The sequence below is a fragment of the Bifidobacterium goeldii genome, from assembly GCF_003951095.1.
Taxonomy (GTDB): domain Bacteria; phylum Actinomycetota; class Actinomycetes; order Actinomycetales; family Bifidobacteriaceae; genus Bifidobacterium; species Bifidobacterium goeldii.
Map to the genome: position 1 here is coordinate 755,498 of NZ_QXGL01000001.1, position 19,961 is coordinate 775,458.

The 19,961-nt window shown below is 56.3% G+C and carries 11 protein-coding genes and 1 tRNA gene; 2 read left to right on the plus strand and 10 right to left on the minus strand.

Annotated features, from left to right (window positions below; translation table 11 throughout):
• Window positions 1-505: 505 nt before the first annotated feature.
• Complete coding sequence (locus D2E25_RS03270) at window positions 506-1,498, plus strand: LacI family DNA-binding transcriptional regulator (RefSeq protein ID WP_164514685.1); 993 nt, start codon at window positions 506-508, stop codon at window positions 1,496-1,498.
• A gap of 533 nt (window positions 1,499-2,031) precedes the next feature.
• Here the strand turns inward: D2E25_RS03270 and D2E25_RS03275 are convergent.
• The 8 genes from D2E25_RS03275 to D2E25_RS03310 form a co-directional block, all read right to left on the minus strand.
• Window positions 2,032-5,832 carry a bacterial Ig-like domain-containing protein gene (locus D2E25_RS03275; protein ID WP_241216992.1) on the minus strand — a complete coding sequence of 1,267 codons (3,801 nt, stop codon included), beginning with the start codon at window positions 5,830-5,832 and terminating at the stop codon, window positions 2,032-2,034.
• 208 nt (window positions 5,833-6,040) lie between these two features.
• Entirely contained in the window at window positions 6,041-10,234 is a 4,194-nt protein-coding gene (locus tag D2E25_RS03280; protein ID WP_125979909.1) for an Ig-like domain-containing protein, read from the minus strand.
• A 373-nt stretch (window positions 10,235-10,607) separates the two neighbouring features.
• On the minus strand, window positions 10,608-11,399 hold the full coding sequence (locus D2E25_RS03285) for an isoprenyl transferase (RefSeq protein ID WP_125979562.1): 792 nt from the start codon (window positions 11,397-11,399) through the stop codon (window positions 10,608-10,610).
• Window positions 11,400-11,404: 5 nt separating this feature from the next.
• On the minus strand, window positions 11,405-12,133 hold the full coding sequence (gene recO / locus D2E25_RS03290; protein ID WP_125979564.1) for a DNA repair protein RecO: 729 nt from the start codon (window positions 12,131-12,133) through the stop codon (window positions 11,405-11,407).
• A gap of 88 nt (window positions 12,134-12,221) precedes the next feature.
• Window positions 12,222-13,883 (minus strand): alpha/beta hydrolase family protein, encoded by a 1,662-nt coding sequence (locus tag D2E25_RS03295; RefSeq protein ID WP_125979911.1) that lies wholly within the window; start codon window positions 13,881-13,883, stop codon window positions 12,222-12,224.
• Window positions 13,884-13,969: 86 nt separating this feature from the next.
• A complete protein-coding gene (gene ispG, locus D2E25_RS03300; protein ID WP_206430718.1) occupies window positions 13,970-15,184 on the minus strand; it encodes a flavodoxin-dependent (E)-4-hydroxy-3-methylbut-2-enyl-diphosphate synthase in 1,215 nt (404 codons plus the stop codon).
• 54 nt (window positions 15,185-15,238) lie between these two features.
• Window positions 15,239-16,429: a 1-deoxy-D-xylulose-5-phosphate reductoisomerase gene (dxr, locus tag D2E25_RS03305; protein ID WP_125979565.1), complete on the minus strand. Its 1,191-nt coding sequence runs from the start codon at window positions 16,427-16,429 to the stop codon at window positions 15,239-15,241.
• 63 nt (window positions 16,430-16,492) lie between these two features.
• Window positions 16,493-18,067, minus strand: coding sequence for a DivIVA domain-containing protein (locus tag D2E25_RS03310; RefSeq protein ID WP_125979567.1), 1,575 nt, complete (start codon window positions 18,065-18,067; stop codon window positions 16,493-16,495).
• Window positions 18,068-18,240: 173 nt separating this feature from the next.
• On the opposite strand from D2E25_RS03310, the gene D2E25_RS03315 reads away from it, so the two are divergent.
• A tRNA-Val gene (locus D2E25_RS03315) sits at window positions 18,241-18,314 on the plus strand.
• A gap of 228 nt (window positions 18,315-18,542) precedes the next feature.
• Here D2E25_RS03315 and D2E25_RS03320 read toward each other — a convergent pair.
• Together D2E25_RS03320 and D2E25_RS03325 are read right to left on the minus strand one after the other, a co-directional pair.
• Complete coding sequence (locus D2E25_RS03320) at window positions 18,543-18,959, minus strand: DUF3052 domain-containing protein (protein ID WP_125979568.1); 417 nt, start codon at window positions 18,957-18,959, stop codon at window positions 18,543-18,545.
• A gap of 81 nt (window positions 18,960-19,040) precedes the next feature.
• Window positions 19,041-19,922 (minus strand): YlbL family protein, encoded by an 882-nt coding sequence (locus D2E25_RS03325; RefSeq protein ID WP_420897311.1) that lies wholly within the window; start codon window positions 19,920-19,922, stop codon window positions 19,041-19,043.
• Window positions 19,923-19,961: the final 39 nt, after the last annotated feature.

The following is a 19,961-nucleotide window of genomic DNA, read 5'->3' on the forward strand; positions in this document are numbered from 1 at the left end:
ACGTACAACGCCGCTTGCAGAGGCCGCTTTGCCCCGCTTGTTCATTCCTCCTTCAATTCGCATCATCGTTGACGACACCATGTCCCCGTGGATTCGCACATAAATCCTCGTGACACTATCAGCGACCAATACCGGAGTTCTGTCAGCTCCGACTTTCTGCAATATCGCAGGATTTATGTGACCGGTTACACATCGCAATATAACACATATGTCACCGGTTACATAATTGGAACCATGTCTCTTTGTCATCAAGCGTTTTGACCAGACACACAGCACGCAAACGACGTTGCAGGCCCGCGCTATCCACTTGCCGGAACCGACGATTTCGGAGCGTTCTGCGCCGGTTTCAACATGAAGATTGCATCTATCTCCGAAGCAACGAATAACATAACGTGAAAGTATGCGCCAACGCGGAAGCGCAAGCGCATACATTCCCCCAACATGAAGAGAGACCAACAATATGGTTCCAACCGACAACCAACCGCAACCGCGCAAACGCGCAACCATGGCTGACGTCGCCGCACTCGTCGGAGTCACCAAAACCACGGTCTCTCGCTACATCAACAAACGATCCTACGTTTCACCGGCAACCGCGAAGAAAATCGAAGCCGCCATGCGCGAACTGGACTTCACGCCCAACCGCATAGCGAAAGCGCTCTCACAGCAACATACCAATGTGGTCATCTACGTCATTCACGGCAATCTGCTGCACGTCGCGCAAGACCCGGGACTGAACACTCACTACGCGTCCGCCGGTCTCGAATTGGCCCGGCACGGCTACCAGATCCTGTCTATGACAGTAGACAGTGAAATCTCGATCAACCAGCTGAAACGCCTGATCACCGAACGATTCGCCGACGGCTACCTATTCTCCCCAAATCATGACGACGACCCCCTGCTGCAAATATTCGCCGACAGTGGAGTCCCAGTGGTAACGGCCGGCAACTGGAACGCCCAAGCCGACATGATGCGTGCCGTTGACAGTGATAACTGCGCAGCCATGAAAACAATGGGCGAGTACCTCATCCATCATGGAAGAAGTCATATCGCCTACGTGGCCGGCCCTCAGGACAACGCCTTCTCGTGTGAACGAATCAACGGTCTGCGTGATGCATGCTCCAAAGCAGGAATCGCAGCACCCAGCATATTCCACCTTGCAGCATGGAATGGAGATGACCTCGATGCAGTTTGGAGCCAAATTGAGCCTATACTGCCCAGCCTCGACGCCATCGCTGCCGCGAACGATATCATTGCTGCGAACATCATCCAACGTCTGCAGGCACGGGCCTATCGAGTGCCTGAGGACATCGCCGTGACCGGGTTCGACAACACGCCGATCGCTGCGAACAATAAACCTCCGATCACAACCATCGACCAGCATCTCGACCAGCACGGCACGATGATGGCCGACGTGTTGATGACGATGATCGACAACGAACCCGTACCGGATTCCGTGATCTACGTGCCCACTGAACTCGTCATACGAGAATCTGCTTAACCACCAGGAATGCAGAACAAGCTACCGCGCACATGCTGAAATCGGCGATTCCAAGTCGAGAATCACCGATTTCAGCATAACGAGGCTCTCGTATTTTGAGGTAGTTGGCAAAATGTGTTGCCGAATACCGAATGTCAGTTGCGTCAATTGTGGTGACGCTCCCCCAGTCAGCTACGCTGACAGCTCTGCTAACGCAGAGCCTTCGCGGCAAAGCCGCTCACTTCGCCTACAAACAACCCACCGGGTTGTTTGCTTCACGGCTCCGCCTCCGCCGAGGGGGGGCCGAGGCTACCACACCCACATCAACGCGAGTCCACGTAACTTGGCTCCCTCGGCTGAGGGAGCTGGCTCGCCGTAGGCGAGACTGAGGGAGCGTCACCAGGATGACAGTAACAACTATCAATTCTGGTAACTACCCCTCAGTCACGCTTCGCGTGCCAGCTCCCCTGGCAAGGGGAGCCGAGGCTACCGCACCCACATCGATGCGAGTCCACGTGTGGTTCAGCCCCACTGAGGGAGCCAAGGACCCGAAACTACTTCACGGTTTTCCAGGCGACCTCTTCAGCCTGCCAACCTTGCTGGGTGGTGACCACCTGGTACTCGTACTCGCTGGCCGTGTACAGGTGCTCACCGTTGCGTGGGTTGTAGGCACGCCACACGGTCACGTCTCCATCGTCGGCTTGATACCAGGCAATGTTCTCACCGTGCCAGCCTTCAGCAACACGAGTGTCATACTCAGCCTTGCTAGCAGTCCAATGGTGGTTGCCATTGTTCGGATTGTAGAGACGGTAGACTGGCGTACCCTTCGTCGGCTGCTTGAATGCAACACCTTCGGAGTTCCAACCAGCCTTCACCAGCACGTCACGCTCATACGCGCTCGTCGTGTAATGATGCAGGCCAGAGTTCGGGTTGTAGAGACGGTACACATTCACCGTCTCCACGGTTTGATCTGGCTCAGAAGGCGTCGTCTCACCACCAGTCGAACCACCAGTATTGCCACCAGTATTGCCACCGGTCGAAGGCTTCTTCTCAAGCCCCTTGCGAGCAGTCGTCAGCGTATTCAGCGCCGAATTTACCTCATCCAAGGAAGCATCGGATTTCGCAGCAATTTCCTTGGCAGACGCGAGCGCCTTCGCATACGCGGCCCACGAATCTGCCGTGTACGAATCCTCTTTCAGCCCTTCAGCCTCTACTGCAGCGATCTCGTCGTTCAACGCCTTCTTTGCTTCAGCAAGCTCCTTATCCGGTTCCGGATCAGGATCAGCTCCCTCGCGTTCGGCGATCTTCACTTCGGCAACCTTCGCATAATCGTTGCCATCCGCGTACGTGAGGTTCAACCGCACGCCCTTAGTGGCAGGCAGTTTGCTCAGATCAGCTGTGGTAGAAGCCCCGGCAGTCGTATCGACTGTCACAGCCGGCAGCTGCTCGTCGGTGGCATCCACCCAAGTGGAACCGTCGTCGCCAAGGTAGGAGACGGTAAAGCTCTTTGGAGCAGCCTCGCCCTTCGCCTGGTCAACGGTGAACGTGAGTTCGCCAAGCTTGTGCGCCTTGTCGAAGGTGTAGCTCAGCCACGGATCAGTGTCACCGGTACCCCAGTTCGACCAGTTGGTGGCAGGATCGTTATCGCAGGTGAGACTCGGCAGCGATGCAGCTGCCCAGTTGCTCGCCGGTTCATACTTGGAAGCGGCGGCAGCAGAGCAGTAGAGACGTGCCAGATTGCTTTCCACAGTCACCTTGACTTTCGCAGTAACCGAGTTGTCAGCGACAAGCTTCACCGTAATGGTCTGCTCGCCAAGCTTGGTGGCATCGAACCCTTCAACCGTGTACTCGCTGGAATCCAGTACGCGAGTCTTGCCGTTAACGAGCGTAGCGGTGACTGTCACATCCTCCGGATTGATATCCGCGCCCTGAACGATAGTGCTGCTGGGGCCAGCCGCCGCAATAGACTGGATCGCTGCGGTCTGCGACGCGAACGCCGTACCGTCGAACGAGACGGTGAACGGCCCCACGTTGCTGTTGGAGGTGGCGAATACGCCGGCATCGAGACCGGTAGCATCAGCGCCGGTTAAGGTCACGTCGGCAACCTTGGTCCACTCGTCTGACTCAGCATCACGGTAGTATCCGGTGATCGTGTCGGCCGCTGTACGCTCGATCTTCAGTTGCACGCCGTTGGTGAAACCGCTGCCTACATGCGTGGTTTCCTTGTCGATATAGCCGTCGCTGTTGGAATCGTATTGCATATAGATGCCGCTCGGGCTGGCGAGAAGGGTCGCGTAACCCTTGCCACCGTTAGCATCAGCGAGACCGTTGCGAACGATGAGTCCAGCGCGCGGATCGCCGTTACCACCGAGATCGATGGGCTGAACAATGGTTTGCAGGCTTTCACCAGTTTCCAGCACGTCCGGCTGGTAGATGGTGCTGCCTTCGTTACGGTCGGTCCATACGCCCTTGTCAGCGTTGGCGGTGATGGAGAAATCGTAGGTGCCGTTGGCGGATCCCACTGTGCAGGCGCTGCCGCCCTTCCAGTGAGATTCCTTCCAACCGTTGGCTACCGGGGTGTTGCAGGAGACGGTAATGGAGCGGCGGAAGGTACGACCAGCATTAAAGTTGTCGTCTTCGGCTAGCGTTCCGGTGATGGTGTAAGTGCCGGGCACGTTGAACTCATACACGTTAGAGCTGGTGTCGGCCTTTGCCTTGGTGCTCGCCTTTGCTGTAACCGCAGTGCCACCTTGAACGTTCCAAGAGACACTTTGAGTGGTAACAACAGCGGATGCTCCTGTGCCTTCAGTTACTTCAACTTCGCTCGGCAACGTGATGGTGCCACCGGTATCAACCGCATCAGGAAGATCGTCATTCACCTTCCAATTGATCACCGTTCCCTTGGCGCTGCCGTGATTATCCCAGTAGTCCAAGGTCCAGCCGTTCGTTTCCCCTTCTTGTGCGGGGTTGTGCATTTCGATGGTGCCGTTTTCGCCGATGGTTAGCGGTAGCCACACGTATGTGGAGTCGGCTTTGCCGGCATCCCAACGGTCGCCGAGATAGATGAAATGCCCTTTGGCCTGATCCACAGCGAGCACGCTAGCGGATTGCGAGCCGAACGTGGTGCCGCGAGAATCATCCACGGAAAGCAGACCATCGGCGCCTTCGGGCATGCTGTTGTACCACGTGTTCTCGTGAGCATCATCGCTTTCGACACCGCGAATCCAGCTGCCGAGCATCGAATCGGACGTATAGTACGTCTGTTTGTTCGGCGACCAGCCGGTCGCGCCAGAGGCGATGATGTTGTAACGGCCGTCGTATTGGAACACGGCGGGCGCTTCTAGCGAGCCGTTCTGCTTGACGATCTGGAAATCGACGCCGCGAACAGGAGCATCAGCGGTACCGTCCGCGAGAATGTACGGATACTGCCCATCAGCTGAATACTGCTTCTCGTCTTCGGATTGATCCACGGTCGTAGTTTTGACTACGTTGGTGTATTCATCGTTGAGCTTGGCGATATACAGCGTTTGATTGGCTTCGGAGGAGTACAGCACGTACGCACTATCATCCTTCGGGTCAACAAACACGGTCATATCACGACTGTCGCCGTTCTCACCCCAACTAGGATTGCCAGCAGCCTGTTTCCAATTGTTCTGGTTGGGCAGGCGGTAGGCGCCGATCATCGTGAACGGGCCAGCAGGATTATCCGACACGGCAACGCCTGCAAGCGCGCGAGCGTAATTAGAACCACCGGGCGAGGTGCTGCCATCCGAATGCCACCACAACACGTACTTTTTGGTTGCCTTGTTGTAGATGATTTTCGGGCGTTCGAAGATGCCCTGCACGGAATCTACCTTGCCGTCACCGTCCTGATCTGGGTTGGTGTTGAGGTAGGGGAAGATCGCGTCAGCCTTGTCGGTGTCTACTGTGCCATCGGATTTGGTCAGACCGTAGGCTTGATTGAAGTAGGCAAAATCAGGATTGGTGGTGTCGGTCAGTTGGGCTTTGCTGGTGACTGCGCGCAACGCCACACCTAGATCGGTCCAGTTGTAGAGGTCTGTAGACATGTAGGCGTGAACGCCGGGGCTGTTGTCATAGCCGTTGGAACGATCCTCGCCATACCAGTAGTAGGCATCGCCAACTTTGACGACCTGCCCGCCATGCGCCTGGATGTGCGTACCACCATTATCGTTCGCGTTCTTCGCATACCAATACGGCTGGAAGTAGTTGCTGGCGTTCGCTCCAGGGTCGGTCGTGGGCTGGAATGCGCTGTATGTGGGGACTTGATCGATGGTCGGCAGATAGTCGACACCGGCGGCTGCAGCGGAGGTGCCAGCCAATCCGAGCGATATCATTGTCGCCGTTGCTGCGGTTGCGGCGATCACAGCGTGCAATCGCCCTTGAGTCGATGAGCGAGCGGACTCTACCGCTTTCTGAGATGACGTTGTCGCTCCGATGCGACGAGCGATCTTCTTCACAAGATTCATATGCTTCTCCATTGATGCATTGCTGATATGAAAATCGGCTGACTCCCGTGTGCTCACGAGAGTCAGCCGATAACTCTTACTTCACGGTCTTCCAGGCCACCTCCTCGGCTTGCCAACCCTGCTGGGTGGTAACCACCTGGTACTCGTACTCACTCGTCGTGTACAAGTGCTCACCGTTGCGTGGGTTGTAGGCACGCCACACGGTCACATCACCATCGTCAGCTTGATACCAGGCGACGTTCTCACCGTGCCAGCCTTCAGCAACACGAGTGTCATACTCAGCCTTAGACGCCGTCCAGTGGTGGTTGCCATTGTTCGGATTGTAGAGACGGTAGACCGGAGTACCCTTCGTCGGCTGCTTGAACGCAACACCTTCAAAGTTCCAACCAGCTTCCACCAGTACGTCGCGCTCGTACGCGCTCGTCGTGTAATGATGCAAACCAGAATTCGGATTGTAGAGACGATACACATCAATCGTCTTCACGGTCTGATCTGGCTTATCAGGCTCAGAAGGCGTCGTCGAACCACCAGTCGAACCACCAGTATTGCCACCGGTCGAACCGCCGTCGTTCTTCTTCACCGTGAAGGTGACCGTGTAGGTCTTCGTCGCGGAACCGTCGGCCGCGGTGACCGTGATGGTCGCCGTGCCGCCAGCCTTGGACGTGTCCGCACCGTCGCCGCTCACCGTGACCTTCGCGGCAGTATCAGCAGCGTAGGCCTGCACCACCGGGTTGGCCGTGGTACCAGCCGGCAGCTCCACCTTGTACTCGGTCTTGTCGGCAGCGAATCCGTCGATCGTCGCACCGTCGAGGCGCAGGTCACCCAGTGTCGCATCCGCAGCCGGAGTCACCGATTGCCTACTCTCGTAGATACGCACTTGGGCGATCTTAGCGTAGTAATTGGCGTTATCCGCATAAGTTAGCTTAAGCCGTACACCTTTAGTGCTGGGAAGCGCATCGATGTTTACCGTGGTCACATCACCACGGTTGATGTTGTCACCGACTTCAGCGCTGACACCGGAGTCTACCCACGTGCTGCCATCCTCAGCGAGATACTGCACGGAGAAGCTCTTCGGCGTGGCCTCGCCATAGGAGACGAAATCGAGCGCATGCAGTTTATGCACGGCATCGAACGTATAACTCACCCACGGATCAGTATCAGTACCGGACCCTTCCTGCTTCCAATTCGACCATGCCGTATTGTCCTTACCGTCACAGGTATTCTGCACAGTGTTGGAGCCTTCAGTGTACGATGCCTTGGCGGTGGAGCAGTTGGCTGCCGCAAGATCATCACCGTTTTCCGGCGTGGCCTTGGCGAGATACACGGTGGCCTTTACCGCAAGGGTAGTGTTGCCGGCAGTATCCCCAGCATCGGCGGCTACGACATCGGAGGCCGCAATCGTACCGTTGACGACGATCGAATCGCCTGCCGATGCGCCTGCGAGCTTGGCGTCGAGATCACCGAAGTCCCAAGTGATCTTGGATGCGTCGATTTCAAATGCGGGCGAGGTCTTCGCGTGCGCATACACCTTGGCGGATTCGACGGCCGTCTTCACGTCATCGGCGGATGCGTCTGCAAGTACGGTGGCGGAAACTGGGTCAATCACGGTGAACGAACCGACGTAAACGGTCGCGGTCACATTAAACGTGCTGCCGTAGGGGTCAGTGACGGTTGCGGTAGCCGTGTAGCTGCCGGCTTTGCTCACGTCAACCTTGGAAACATCCCAGTCTCCGGAAACGGTAGCGGAGCCTTCACCCCACGCGTACTTGAGCGTGACGGTGCTGGGCATCGTAGGTTCAGTGCCAACGGTGGTCTGCACGTCAATGGCCTGCTGGCCGGTCGGACTCACGTCGCGAAGCGTCCATGTCTGGTTTGCGGAGGGCGTCTCACCTGTGGCCGACGTCCACAAACCAATCTTCGTACCGACGGCGGTTTTCTGTCCGTCCACATCGAGGTTCCGCTTGGCGGCCGTGTTGAGTAGTTGGTATGTAGAACCGTCGGAGGTGTTGAGAATCCACCTCGCTGCCGGATCAGACTTCGCTGCTTCGACCGTCTCATCAGAGAGCGCGTTCGTACCATCCTTGGAGACGAGCACTTTGCCGTCGGCGTTGGTGATCACATAGATCTTGAGATCAGGGCGCTCGGAATCAGCGGCCTGCTCGACCTGCGTGAACTTCCAGACTTGCTTCTTCGCATCGTCCGCCGCGATGGCAGGCTCGGCAAGAGAGAGTGCAGAATCGCCAGATGCGATCGCAGCCATGGCCTTGCCGGACTGCTGCCCGACGATCTGATACGTGTGACCGGACTGGACGCCCGCATCCTCAGCCACTCCGGAGACACCGGTGAGCTGGATGGATGCGATGGAACGTGCCGGAACTGTCACGGTCGCGGTCTTGGCGGCCTTGTCGATTACCACAGAGCCCGCGTCTTGCTTGACGTTGCTGGTCTTGGCGAATACTTCCGGAGTGGCGGCGTCGACGCCGGCGTTCTTGTCCTCGTCTGAGGTTTCGGTGGTCAGGTACAGTTCGCCGGAAGCATTGTCTGCGATCTCGCCGTACTTGGAGAGGTCGATGACGAAGGTCTGCGCGGCAGTGCCGGTGTTGCGGTGCACGATGGTCTGCGTCGCGGAGCCGTCGGACGCGGTGGAGGTGGCGGTCATCGTGTTGTTTTCATCGTTATTGGCGATGATCTTGTCGCCGGCATGGATGAAGTGGGTGATGGCCTTGACACCGTTGTACTTCGCGTTTGCGATGACGGTGCAGGGCTGCAGACCGTCGGTCGTGCCACCATTGTTGTTGACGCGACGCTCGGAGTAGAGCTTGCCGTCGGCACCGGCCACGGTGCAGTCGAAGTCGATGAGCACGGTGCCCCAATTGGTGTTCTCACCGGCCGGGTTGACGTTGGAACCCATCTGCATGTTGTACTGATCCTCGACGACCTGCCAGAATGTGAAGTCCTTGGATTGCAGTCGGGTCACGTTGGAGCTGATGTAGCTCATCATGCCAAGCGCGTTGTCGAAGCCGTACGGGTTATATGAACCGCTTTGCCAGGAGCCATCCACCTCGCTCATCGACAGCTTCTTGCCGTCCGCTTGCGCGATGTCGCGTGCCAGCATTTGGCTGCCGGTCGAATACGCGTGCACATTGTACTGATCGATGAGATCCTTGACTTCCTGCGGATAGGCGTTGTACGACTTGACGAAATCGCTGGAGTTCGTGGCGTCGGTGGCGGCGATGATGGTGTCGGAATCGCTGCCGAGCGCCTTGGCAAGGGCCTTGATGGTGTCCTGCTGTTGGGCATTGTTCACATGCATACCCTCCTGCGGCTTCTTCAAAGCGTCGGAGTATGGAGTGACGGACTTGTCTTTGTCAGCGTAGTACTTGTCCCAGTAGTTGTTGATGAGTTGGACTTGGGACTTGATGTTGCTGTCGTTCTCATCGGTGTAGTCGGAGGCTTTCTTGCCCGGAGTGCCCCAATAGCTGGTTTCTGATTCGTTGAACGGCTCGACGGTGTCGACGTTCACGCCGAGGCTCTCAAGATGCTCGACGTTCTTGGCGAGGTATTGCGCGAATTTCTCCGGATTGGCGAGATTGTTGGCGCTGGAATTGTATCCGCCGGTCGCGTAACCACTATTGGTGAGGAACCATGGGGCTGAGTTAGAGAAGGCTTCGACGTCGGTGATGTCGGGGTTGTCGCCAGTGGCGCCACGTGTGATCCACCAATCCTGAGCGGCTGACTTGCTGAAGTCGTATTGGCTGTCGTCGGTTGGGTCGAAGGCTTCGGCGAGCTTGTCCTTGTCGGCTTGCTTGGTGGTTACGTTATCACCGTAAACACCAGCAGAACCGTCCGGATCGTCCTTCCACGTGCCGGGCACAGCGGCGCCTTGGCGCATGAATGGGTAACCGTACGCGACATCGGAGGCGTTGCCACCACCCACGTTGTAGCGGGCCATGTTCAAATCGAGACCGTCAGAGCCGAAAATAGACTGGTAGAACTGCTCGCGCAGTTGCTTACCATATTCGACTGCGGCCTTCTTAGACTTCTCATCGCCGAGATTCTTGGTAATTGACGATTCTTCACCATAGCTGCCGGTTGCGTTTGCAAACCATGCAAGCGAGGTGCCCCAACCGTCAAAACTGTTGGCGTACCACGGATTCGGGGTTACAGTGACAGTGTTGTCAGCTGCATATGCCGTGCCGACAACACTACCTCCTCCCACTAAGGTCGCCGCCGCAACCATTGCGGCTAGCGACTTGCCGAATGCCTTCATCACGTCTCCTTTGTCGCGTGAACCATTGCTGTGCCAGTTGCCCTAGCAATGAGGTGATTTCGCTACCATGAGAGAAGACATCATTGTCGGACAAATTGGCGTTATACCGCCCTTCCTGCGGTATAACAGAAATGTTTGCGTAAACATTTCTGTTAATGGTTAAGTATACCACCACAATGCAGAAACGCCTACCCCTCATGTCTGCCGGGCATAGATGCCAGTCGAAACGCGTGCCAATGCGACAAACACACGAACTCGCTTACCCGTTTCCGGGCATACAGCCTATTTCGGCATACAAAAAGGCCGTATGCCCGGGAAAAGGCATACGGCTTAGACGCTAAGAAGTGCCAGCAATCGCTGGGCTAGCTACTCGTTACTTGGTTACGCCACCAAAACGACGATCACGATGAATGTAGTGGTCAATGGAACGCCACAGCACTTCACGCCCACAGTCAGGGAACAGTTCAGGCACGAAGTCAAGCTCGGCGTAAGCAGCCTGCCACGGCAGGAAGTTCGACGTGCGCTGCTCGCCAGAAGTACGAATCACCAAATCGCAGTCAGGCACGTCAGGCAGATACAAGTGATCAGCAATCATCTTCTCAGTCACACGATCGCCAGAAATGCGACCATCGCGCACCTCGCGCGCAATCGCCGCGCACGCGTCCGCAATCTCTGCACGCCCACCATAGTTGATGCAGAACACCACGTCGATAACCTTATTGTTCTTCGTACGCTCTTGCGCAATCTCAAGCTCGTCGATCACCGATTTCCACAGCTTCGGCCGGCGGCCAGACCAGCGCACGCGCACGCCCCACTCGTCCATCTGCGCCACACGACGGTGAATAATCTCACGCGAGAAACCCATCAGAAAGCGCACTTCCTGCGGGGAACGCTTCCAGTTCTCAGTGGAGAACGTATACAGCGACAGGTAACGCACGCCTGCTTCAATCGCACCCGCAATCGTATCGAACACCACAGGCTCGGCGGCTTGATGCCCGTTCGTGCGAATCATGCCGCGCTGTTTGGCCCAGCGTCCGTTGCCATCCATGATCACGCCCACATGGCGAGGCACTTTGTTCTTCGGAAAATCAGGAATGATAGACGGGTCGGAAAAAGGTGCCGCCGGAATGTTCAGCGACGTGTAATCGACGTTTTCGAAAGCCATACCCGCTAATCTAGCAAGCGCAGGGAACGAATCGGCCGCTCAAGGTAATACTCCCCCCACTCTTCAACAAAGTGACGGATCGATACGTGAGGCATTGGTTCATCCAGCACCGTCCAATCACCATCGACTGCAGCAATCATGCGCACACGCTCATCATTACTCAACGGTTGCGCATCCGGAGTTCGGTCAGCCGCGCACATCACACCACCGCCAGCGACCGACAGAAACACTCGCTCGCTACTATCTACTACTCGCCCGCACACCACGCATGACCGCAATCGCGGTGTCCAACCAGCTAACGCAAGCGCGCGCAGTACGTACGAGTCGCCAATTGCTGCAGCCGGGTGAGCATGCTTCGCGAGCGCGTTGAGTGCTCCGATCAGCAGACGATACTGCGCACTCGCCTGCTCATTTTCTGCTGATACGAGCTTATCGACTGTTTCAACGATGACGTTCGCTACCTCATATGCGTCATAGTCGGCGCAGATTGGAGCAGCGTATGCGGCGATCGATTCTGCTTGTGACACAACATCGAGCGACCGACCAGTGGCGATCAGAATGTCAACGCGCATGAATGGTTCGAGGCGACCACCGAATCGTGATTTCACTCGGCGTACGCCTTTGGCGACCGCGCGAATCTTGCCATGCGTGCGTGTGAGCAAGGTGATAATGCGGTCCGCTTCGCCGAGTTTGACAGTGCGTAGTACAACGCCTTCGTCACGATACAGTGGCATAGCACATCTCCTTTCCGCACTTGCTCCCAGCACACACCGCGCGCACAGCCTGCAGCGCTGGCAAACACTCGCTCACGCTAGTAAACCGTTAATAAATAAACAATCCCCAAAACGCGAAGACAAGTAGCACACCGAACATGGCAGCAGCAGTCACCCAAAACAGTACGCGGCCAAGACGAGTGGAAGCGAGTACTGGTTCGCGGCCAGTGACCACGGCGCGAATAGAACCTTTGCGCGGAGGCCAGCTGATCATGCCTCGCATTGAGGCGACTTCAATCAATCGGGCGAACACACGCGACCAAGCCCAAACCACCAGCGTGCACACTACTTGAATAACCGGCCAACTCCAATAAATCAGCCCAGGATTCTCGTCAGGCGCACCACCCCATGCGAGCTTGATGACCGCGATAACTACTTGGCCAATGCCCGCAGCAAACAGCACAAGCGTTGCCAGCGTGGTGATCGTCAGGGTCAACAGTTGGCTGCCGAATCCGTGCGAGAAACCAAGCGCGCCATGCTGTTTAAGCGCACCATGCTGTTTAAGCGCACCATGCTGTTTGCGCCAACGCAATCGGATCGTACGCCCCAACGCCACCATTGAGACAATGAGCGCCGCACACAACATAATGAGCATAAACACATGCACGATCAGACCGTACACCGTCAGCCCTCGCATGGCATGTAGGTCTTTGGGCACGGTGATTGATTGGTAGAGTTTGACGCCAGCCACGCGTTCGCTGGTTTGTTGTAGCCCATGAACGGTGCCCACTGCCCAATCGATAAGATCAGTGACATATCGATCAGCAAGCGGCGTTCCCGTTTCGGATTCGTCGCCCAAACGCAGCACATGGTTGGCTACCGGGTAGCTGCGTATCGTCATATCCCAGTTACCGGCCTGATGCGCCATGTGCAGCATGGCTTCAGTACCTTCAACTTGCGCGGTCATTACATCTTTTGAACCATATGCTACGAACGTGGGAATGGAATAGGCCTGTGGGTCGAGCGTATTGATGTCAAGATTAGTTAAGCCAAACAAGTCGCTGTCGGCACTAAATACGCGGCGTACCAGCGACTGATATCCCTCATTAGCCCCCACCAATGTGAAGTCTTGAGTAACAAAGAATCCCAATGATTGTCGCGGCGAATACACCATGGGGCTTAACAGGATTTGGAAGGCGACGTTATGGTCAATATCCAGTAAATACGATGACACCCACGTCGACTCGCTTGTCGCATAAATACCAACCTTGGCATCATCAACTTCAGGTAGATCACGCAACAGATTAATGACCTGGTCGTATACGCGCGCGGAAGCTGGATAGTCGCGGTCTATATCACTGGTAGACCATGCTGGTTTATCCAATACTGCAGTCACAAATCCAGCTGAAGCCATTGATTGTGCCACATCGCCAAACGAATTCTGTGCGGTGCCATAGCCCGCACCATGCATAAACACCACGCCTGGCAGCTGCTCCCCCGCGCCAACAGGCTGACGAATAAGCACATGCACGCGCTGAACTTCACCAGTGGACGGGCGTTTCGCGTGAATCCACACCGAGCGTTCAACCACCTCATAACTGCCCAGCGATGGCAATGCAAGCCCATCAGGATTATCAAAAGTGACTTGCGTATCTGCAGATAAGGTGGCAATGGTTTGACCAGTCGGCTCATTATTCCACGGCACTGCGGTTGCATTCGATACGAATACGAGTATGCCCATCAGAATAATGAATATCGGCAAGCTCAGCATCAAACGTCGCCCGCGGCTCCACGGGCGCGCGCTCGATGGCGAAGTTGCCGCGCCAGTAGTCGACTGGTCCGTTGTCATCGACTGGCTCATGCAGCCCTATTCGGGTGCTGAATGGGAATAACCACCGGACCGGTAGCACCCGCTGGCACTTCACCGTTCGCTTCCATATTCGCCGCAATATCGTTAGCGATATCCAGTAGTGTTTCGACGATCTGATCTTCAGGAACTGTTTTAATGACCTTGCCCTTGATGAAGATCTGCCCCTTGCCGTTGCCGGAAGCTACGCCAAGATCCGCTTCGCGCGCCTCACCTGGACCGTTCACAATGCAGCCCATGACAGCCACGCGAATCGGTGCCGTAATATCTTTCAATCCTTCAGTTACCGCAGTAGCGAGCTGAATCACATCAACCTGCGCACGCCCGCAGCTCGGGCAGGAAATAATATCGAACTTACGCGGGCGCAATCCCATGTATTCGAGCAGTTTGCAGCCGACTTTTACTTCTTCAACTGGCGGTGCTGACAGTGACACACGAATCGTGTCACCAATACCCTCGGCCAAAAGCGCGCCAAATGCGAGGCAGGATTTGATCGTGCCCTGCCATGCGGGGCCAGCCTCGGTAACACCCAAGTGCAGTGGCCAATCACCTTTAGAGGCGAGCAGACGGTACGTTTGCACCATCGTGATCACATCGTGATGCTTGACGGAAATCTTGAAATCGTGGAAGCCAACATCTTCGAACATGTGCGCTTCCTTCAATGCGGAAGCAACCAGCGCTTCAGGAGTCGGACCGCCATACTTGGCGTACAAATCCTTATCTAGCGAGCCCGCGTTGACGCCAATGCGCAGAGAAATACCCGCGTCCGTAGCCGCTTTGCAAATATCAGGTCCAACCTGATCGAATTTGCGAATATTGCCAGGATTGACGCGCACAGCCGCGCAACCAGCATCGATAGCTTGGAACACATACTTGGACTGGAAGTGAATGTCAGCGATTACCGGAATCGGCGACTTGCGCACAATCTCAGGCAGTGCGTCAGCATCATCCTGACTGGGCACGGCAACACGCACAATATCGCAACCGGCGGCAGTCAGCTCTGCGATTTGCTGAAGCGTGGCAGGCACATTAGCCGTGAGCGTATTAGTCATCGACTGCACAGAAATAGGCGCTCCACCACCCACTGGCACTGGACCGACCATAATACGGCGCGACTTGCGGCGCGGGTGCAGTGGCGATTCACTGGTCAGCGTCACTGGGTCGCCGGTCTTGCGGAACGGTTTGTCAACAGTGTTCAGGCTCATGTCTTTCCTTTTCCACGTGACAGCCCGCACGTGAAGATAGCTACTGTTTGTGTCTCAAATCGTCTTGTTTATCAGATCATCGGCGCGATGACGTGCTTCAAGCTCGACTTGACTCATTTCCTCCACGGATGCGAACAGTGGATCGCCGCGTAGCTCGGCATCCATCTGGTCAAGCACGGCTTTAACCGTGTCAACGATACCGAGGTATGTAAGGCGGTGATCAAGGAACGCGTGCACTGCCTGCTCATTGGCCGCGTTGAGTACTGCCGTGTGCTTTTCGGAAGCAGCAAGGCACTGGCGGGCGAGCGAGACCGCAGGGAACGCTTCGTCATCTAACGGTTCGAACGTCCATGTGGCAGCTTGTGTCCAATCGCAGGCAGCAGCAACATTATCCAGACGTTCAGGAGCCGATAGGCCGAGCGCGATCGGCAGGCGCATGTCTGGCGGGGAGGCTTGGCAAATCGTTGCACCGTCGCAGAATTCAACCATCGAATGGACGATGGACTGCGGGTGCACGGTTACCTCAATGCGTTCCGGCGGCACATCAAACAGTCGGCTCGCCTCGATCACTTCAAGACCCTTGTTCATCAGCGTGGACGAGTTAATCGTCACCACAGGGCCCATATGCCACGTTGGATGATTCAACGCTTGTTCTGGCGTGATATTGGTCATATCCGCGCGTGTACGCCCACGGAACGGACCGCCAGACGCGGTCACAATGAGCTTGGCAACTTCCCCATGTGTGCCAGAGCGTAGTGACTGCCAGATCGCGGAATGTTCCGAATCAACAGGATTGATCTGGTCATCACGCACTTGAGCGCTAAAGAGTAAGTGACCGCCAGCTACAACGGATTCTTTATTCGCTAGTGCAAGCTGCGAGCCAGCTTTAAGTGCTGCGATTGACGGTTCAAGGCCAATTGACCCGGTGATGCCATTGAGCACCACACCGGCACCGCTGCCAGCCATGCCAATAACGGCTTGCGGGCCAGCTTGTATTTGCGTATAGGGAGCGCCGGCGTCATCGAGCGCACGACGCAGCGCGGGTACCGCGTCAACATTCCATACGGCGACCTGCGGCACGCGGAAGCGCACAACCTGCTGGGCGAGCAGTTCCACGTGGGCTCCTCCAGCAGCTAAACCGGTGACGGTGAAGCGTTCTGGATGGCGTGAAATAACATCAAGTCCTTGTGTGCCGATCGACCCGGTCGATCCGAGGACGACGACCGTTTCGTTGCGCTGACTCATCGCTTGTTGCTCAGCTCCTTACCGTATGAATATCGATTGTGAATAATGGCTGAACGGTGATGTTCAGTCCTTCTTCGGCGTGGTGGAATCGTTCTCTTCCGTTGTGTTAAGCGTGGGGAACGAAAGATCAGGAATATCAAAGCTCATGCTTACCGCTGGATCGAAGTAGAGGTTCGGGAAGGAACTGTTCGGATCCTCATTGTGCTTTGCAGCGGTTGAAGAACCAGTGGAAGGCTCCTGCGGATGCGTAGGAACGTTGAGCGGAATGGACTGCGTGACGCGTGCCTGTGGAGCTGCAGACGTGCTGTCGGCTCCTGCAGCGGCAGTGTCAGCCGCGTCAGCGCTTGCAAGAGGCTGCACGACTGGCTGGATAACCGGCTTAGGAATTGAACCGGTACGGCGCTGCGGCTTAGCTGCTGGCGCAAACGAGACCGGCATTGTTTCAGGCGCTGGCGCAGACTGCGGCTGGTCAAACAGTGGCATTGCGGGCTGCGACTGCGGTGCAACAGGGGCAGCTGGCTCTGCGAATACTGCCGGAGCGGCAGGCGCGGCTGGAGCGGCAGGAGTAGCCGAAACAGCTGGCGCGAACGATGGCAGTTGCGGCTCATCAGCCTGACCCGCAAGGCGAGACAGTGCAGCAAGCGATGCGTCACCGTTGGATGCTGCCGTATCTGCTACCACAGGCTGTGGCGGCACAGACTGCGCCACTACGGGCTGCGGTGCAGGCGGAACCGGTGCTGCGGCAGGTGCGGCTGCCGGCGCTGGAGTTGTGTCAGCAGCGGCAGTCGTGGCTGCGGCAGAAGTGAAGAGTGCAGCCTCTGCCTCGTGCAGTTCGCTGAAGGATGGATTGTCATCAGGCTGTGCGATCGGAGCTGCCGGAACATCAGACTGCGCGGACGCATACGCGTCGCCGTCGCCAAACAGCGGGGTCACTGAAGAAGCAGATCGTGGCGTTGCTGCCGCAGTTGCGGTCGCAGTCGAAGACTCCGAAGACGCGCCAATGTAGTCAGCAACACGCGCAAAAGACTCTAGACGGCTGAGCAGCTGCACGCACACGTTGAGATAAAAATCAACTTGACGCTCGTCATAACCGCGCTTGCCTTTGCGCTGGGTGAAAATCACATTGGCAACAGACGTGGAATTGACGTCAGCGAGTTTCTTAGCGGTCTGATCGTCAATATCTTCCGCGCCCAAACCCAACGATGCTTTGTCGATAATCTGATCAATGATTCGATCGACTTGCTTGCGATCATATGAAGGCCTGCTATCGCGGCCACGCGCAAAACGCTCCCCGAGTCCACGGCTAGCGTGATCGCACACTTGACGGTACAGCTCCTCGGTACGAGCCTTCCATGCAACGCGGCCGTGATCGGTAATTTCGCGCGTTGTTTGCTGATCCACTACTGCCTGTTCGAGGCGAGCCAGCGCCGCATCCACCTGCGCAATGTCATAGCCACCCTTGGCGAGGTCGAACGACACGTTTTGAATATCCTGCTGGGTTAAGCTGTCATCTTCGCTTTCATACAGCGTGTGTGCCCGGTCAAGAAAGGCGTCCACCTGAGCGGGATCGTAACCCCACTTGCGCTTACCGACGCGCGCAATCCCCGCGCCTTTCGCTTCTGCGTCCTTCTGCGCCATTGGTTACCGACCTCCTAGGATTGTTGTACTGGCATTCACTTTACGTGAGCGTTGCGACGCGACCGGCCTGCGATTCCTTTCTGGCCTTAAGACACGCCCCCACAACAGTGTGGACTCGCCGATGCACGCCTTAATACGGACCATACGCTACAGTGTATGACTGCACACGTTGCGGGCAATTAGCTCAGTTGGTTAGAGCGCCACCTTTACACGGTGGATGTCAGGGGTTCGAGTCCCTTATTGCCCACCTTGTTCAACTTTCAACACTTTGCACTATCGTCGCAATATTGTCATTTCGTTACCGCTGATCTGTCACTGCTGTGTTTTTCAGCGATCAGCTCTCAGCAATCAGTGCACAAGCAAGCGCAGTTGTTCAGCCGTTTAGGCATAACGCAATGCCAGCGATACCACATGTAACTATCTGATATCGCTGGCATATAACAATGTGTTAGCGGTAGTGACTTACCTTAAGCCCTCAGCGGCCTTTACCAAAGGCGCGCAGGCGAATACCGTTCCAATCTGGCCCAACGGTCAGTGGAGTTGCAGCATTCATGCCAGCGGTCTTAGCTGCGGACTGTACGGTGCTCGAGCTCGCCGCTCCCGGGCGACCGGGCTTTGGCGTCAACACCCACAGCGGGCCATCATCGCCCAGTACGGAGTAAGCGTCCACGATGGTGTCGGACAGTTCATCCTCATCATCGCCGTCGCGCCACCAAATGATTACGCCGTCAACAGCGGAATCATAATCCTCGTCGACTAGGTCCTCACCAGTTAGATCTTCAATTTTGGCGCGGATTGAATCGTCGACGTCATCATCCCACAGCCATTCCTGCACGATGTCGCCGGGTTCGAATCCGAATTCTTCACCATTCTGTGATGCCGTTTCATTCACGGTGAACACATTACCAAAACGTATGGCGCGACGACGTTAACACACCGTGTCCTTGGGATTTTTTTCATGCAAAACGCGTCATCACTGCTTGACAGTGCACCCAGACAAGGTACCCCCCTTGCCTTCGCCAATAGCAACCAGCGCCTGATACGCCTCATCTAGCGTCGATACTTTCACGACGTGAAGTCCATCAGGCACATGTCCAACTACTTCGTCGCAGTTTGATTCGGGGGCAATAAACCACTGTGCGCCGTCACGTTTCGCGCCAATCATTTTCAGTCGAATACCACCGATTGCACCGACTTTGCCCTTGGCGTTCATCGTTCCTGTACCGGCGATGATCTTGCCGCCTGTTTCGTCTGCTTCGGTGAGCTTGTCGATGACGCCAAGCGCATACATCATGCCTGCGGATGGGCCGCCAATATCGTCGACGTGCATGCTGACCTTCACGTCTTCTACGTCCATGCCTTGCTGAGCGAGGAACGCGAGCGCGGCTTTGGCTGCAGCGTTCTCGGAAGCGCTCATTTGTTGAGCGGATTTGTTGGCGTATTCTTCACTGGTTTGCCCTACTGGTACGACGGCTTCGCGCGGCATCACTGTTTGTTGTGGGTCAAGCCAAGCCCACATTGCTTGCGCGTTGGTCACTGGATAGCCGGGTACGCCGGAAGCGTTCACGGTGGTGAGCAGCAGCTTGCCGGAGGTGGGTTGCGTGTCTGCGCCGGTAATTGCGATGACTGATTTGCCGCCAGTCTTGCCTAATACGTCTTGCGTCGGCCCTGGTCCTTCTACCACGTACGCGCTGGGCATCACCATGACTGCGGCGCATAATGCTACAGCGATTGCGCCAGCGAAATAGCGCAGTGTGTGCGATGAGAAGTATGCATGTGCGCGAGCGCGCAGACTGTTAGTTGATGGTTCATTACCGTCTGGCTGCCCTGGCTGAACACTTTGGTGTTGTGCCATGTCACCGTGTAATGCGCTGTGCGCGTGAAGTTGGCGTTT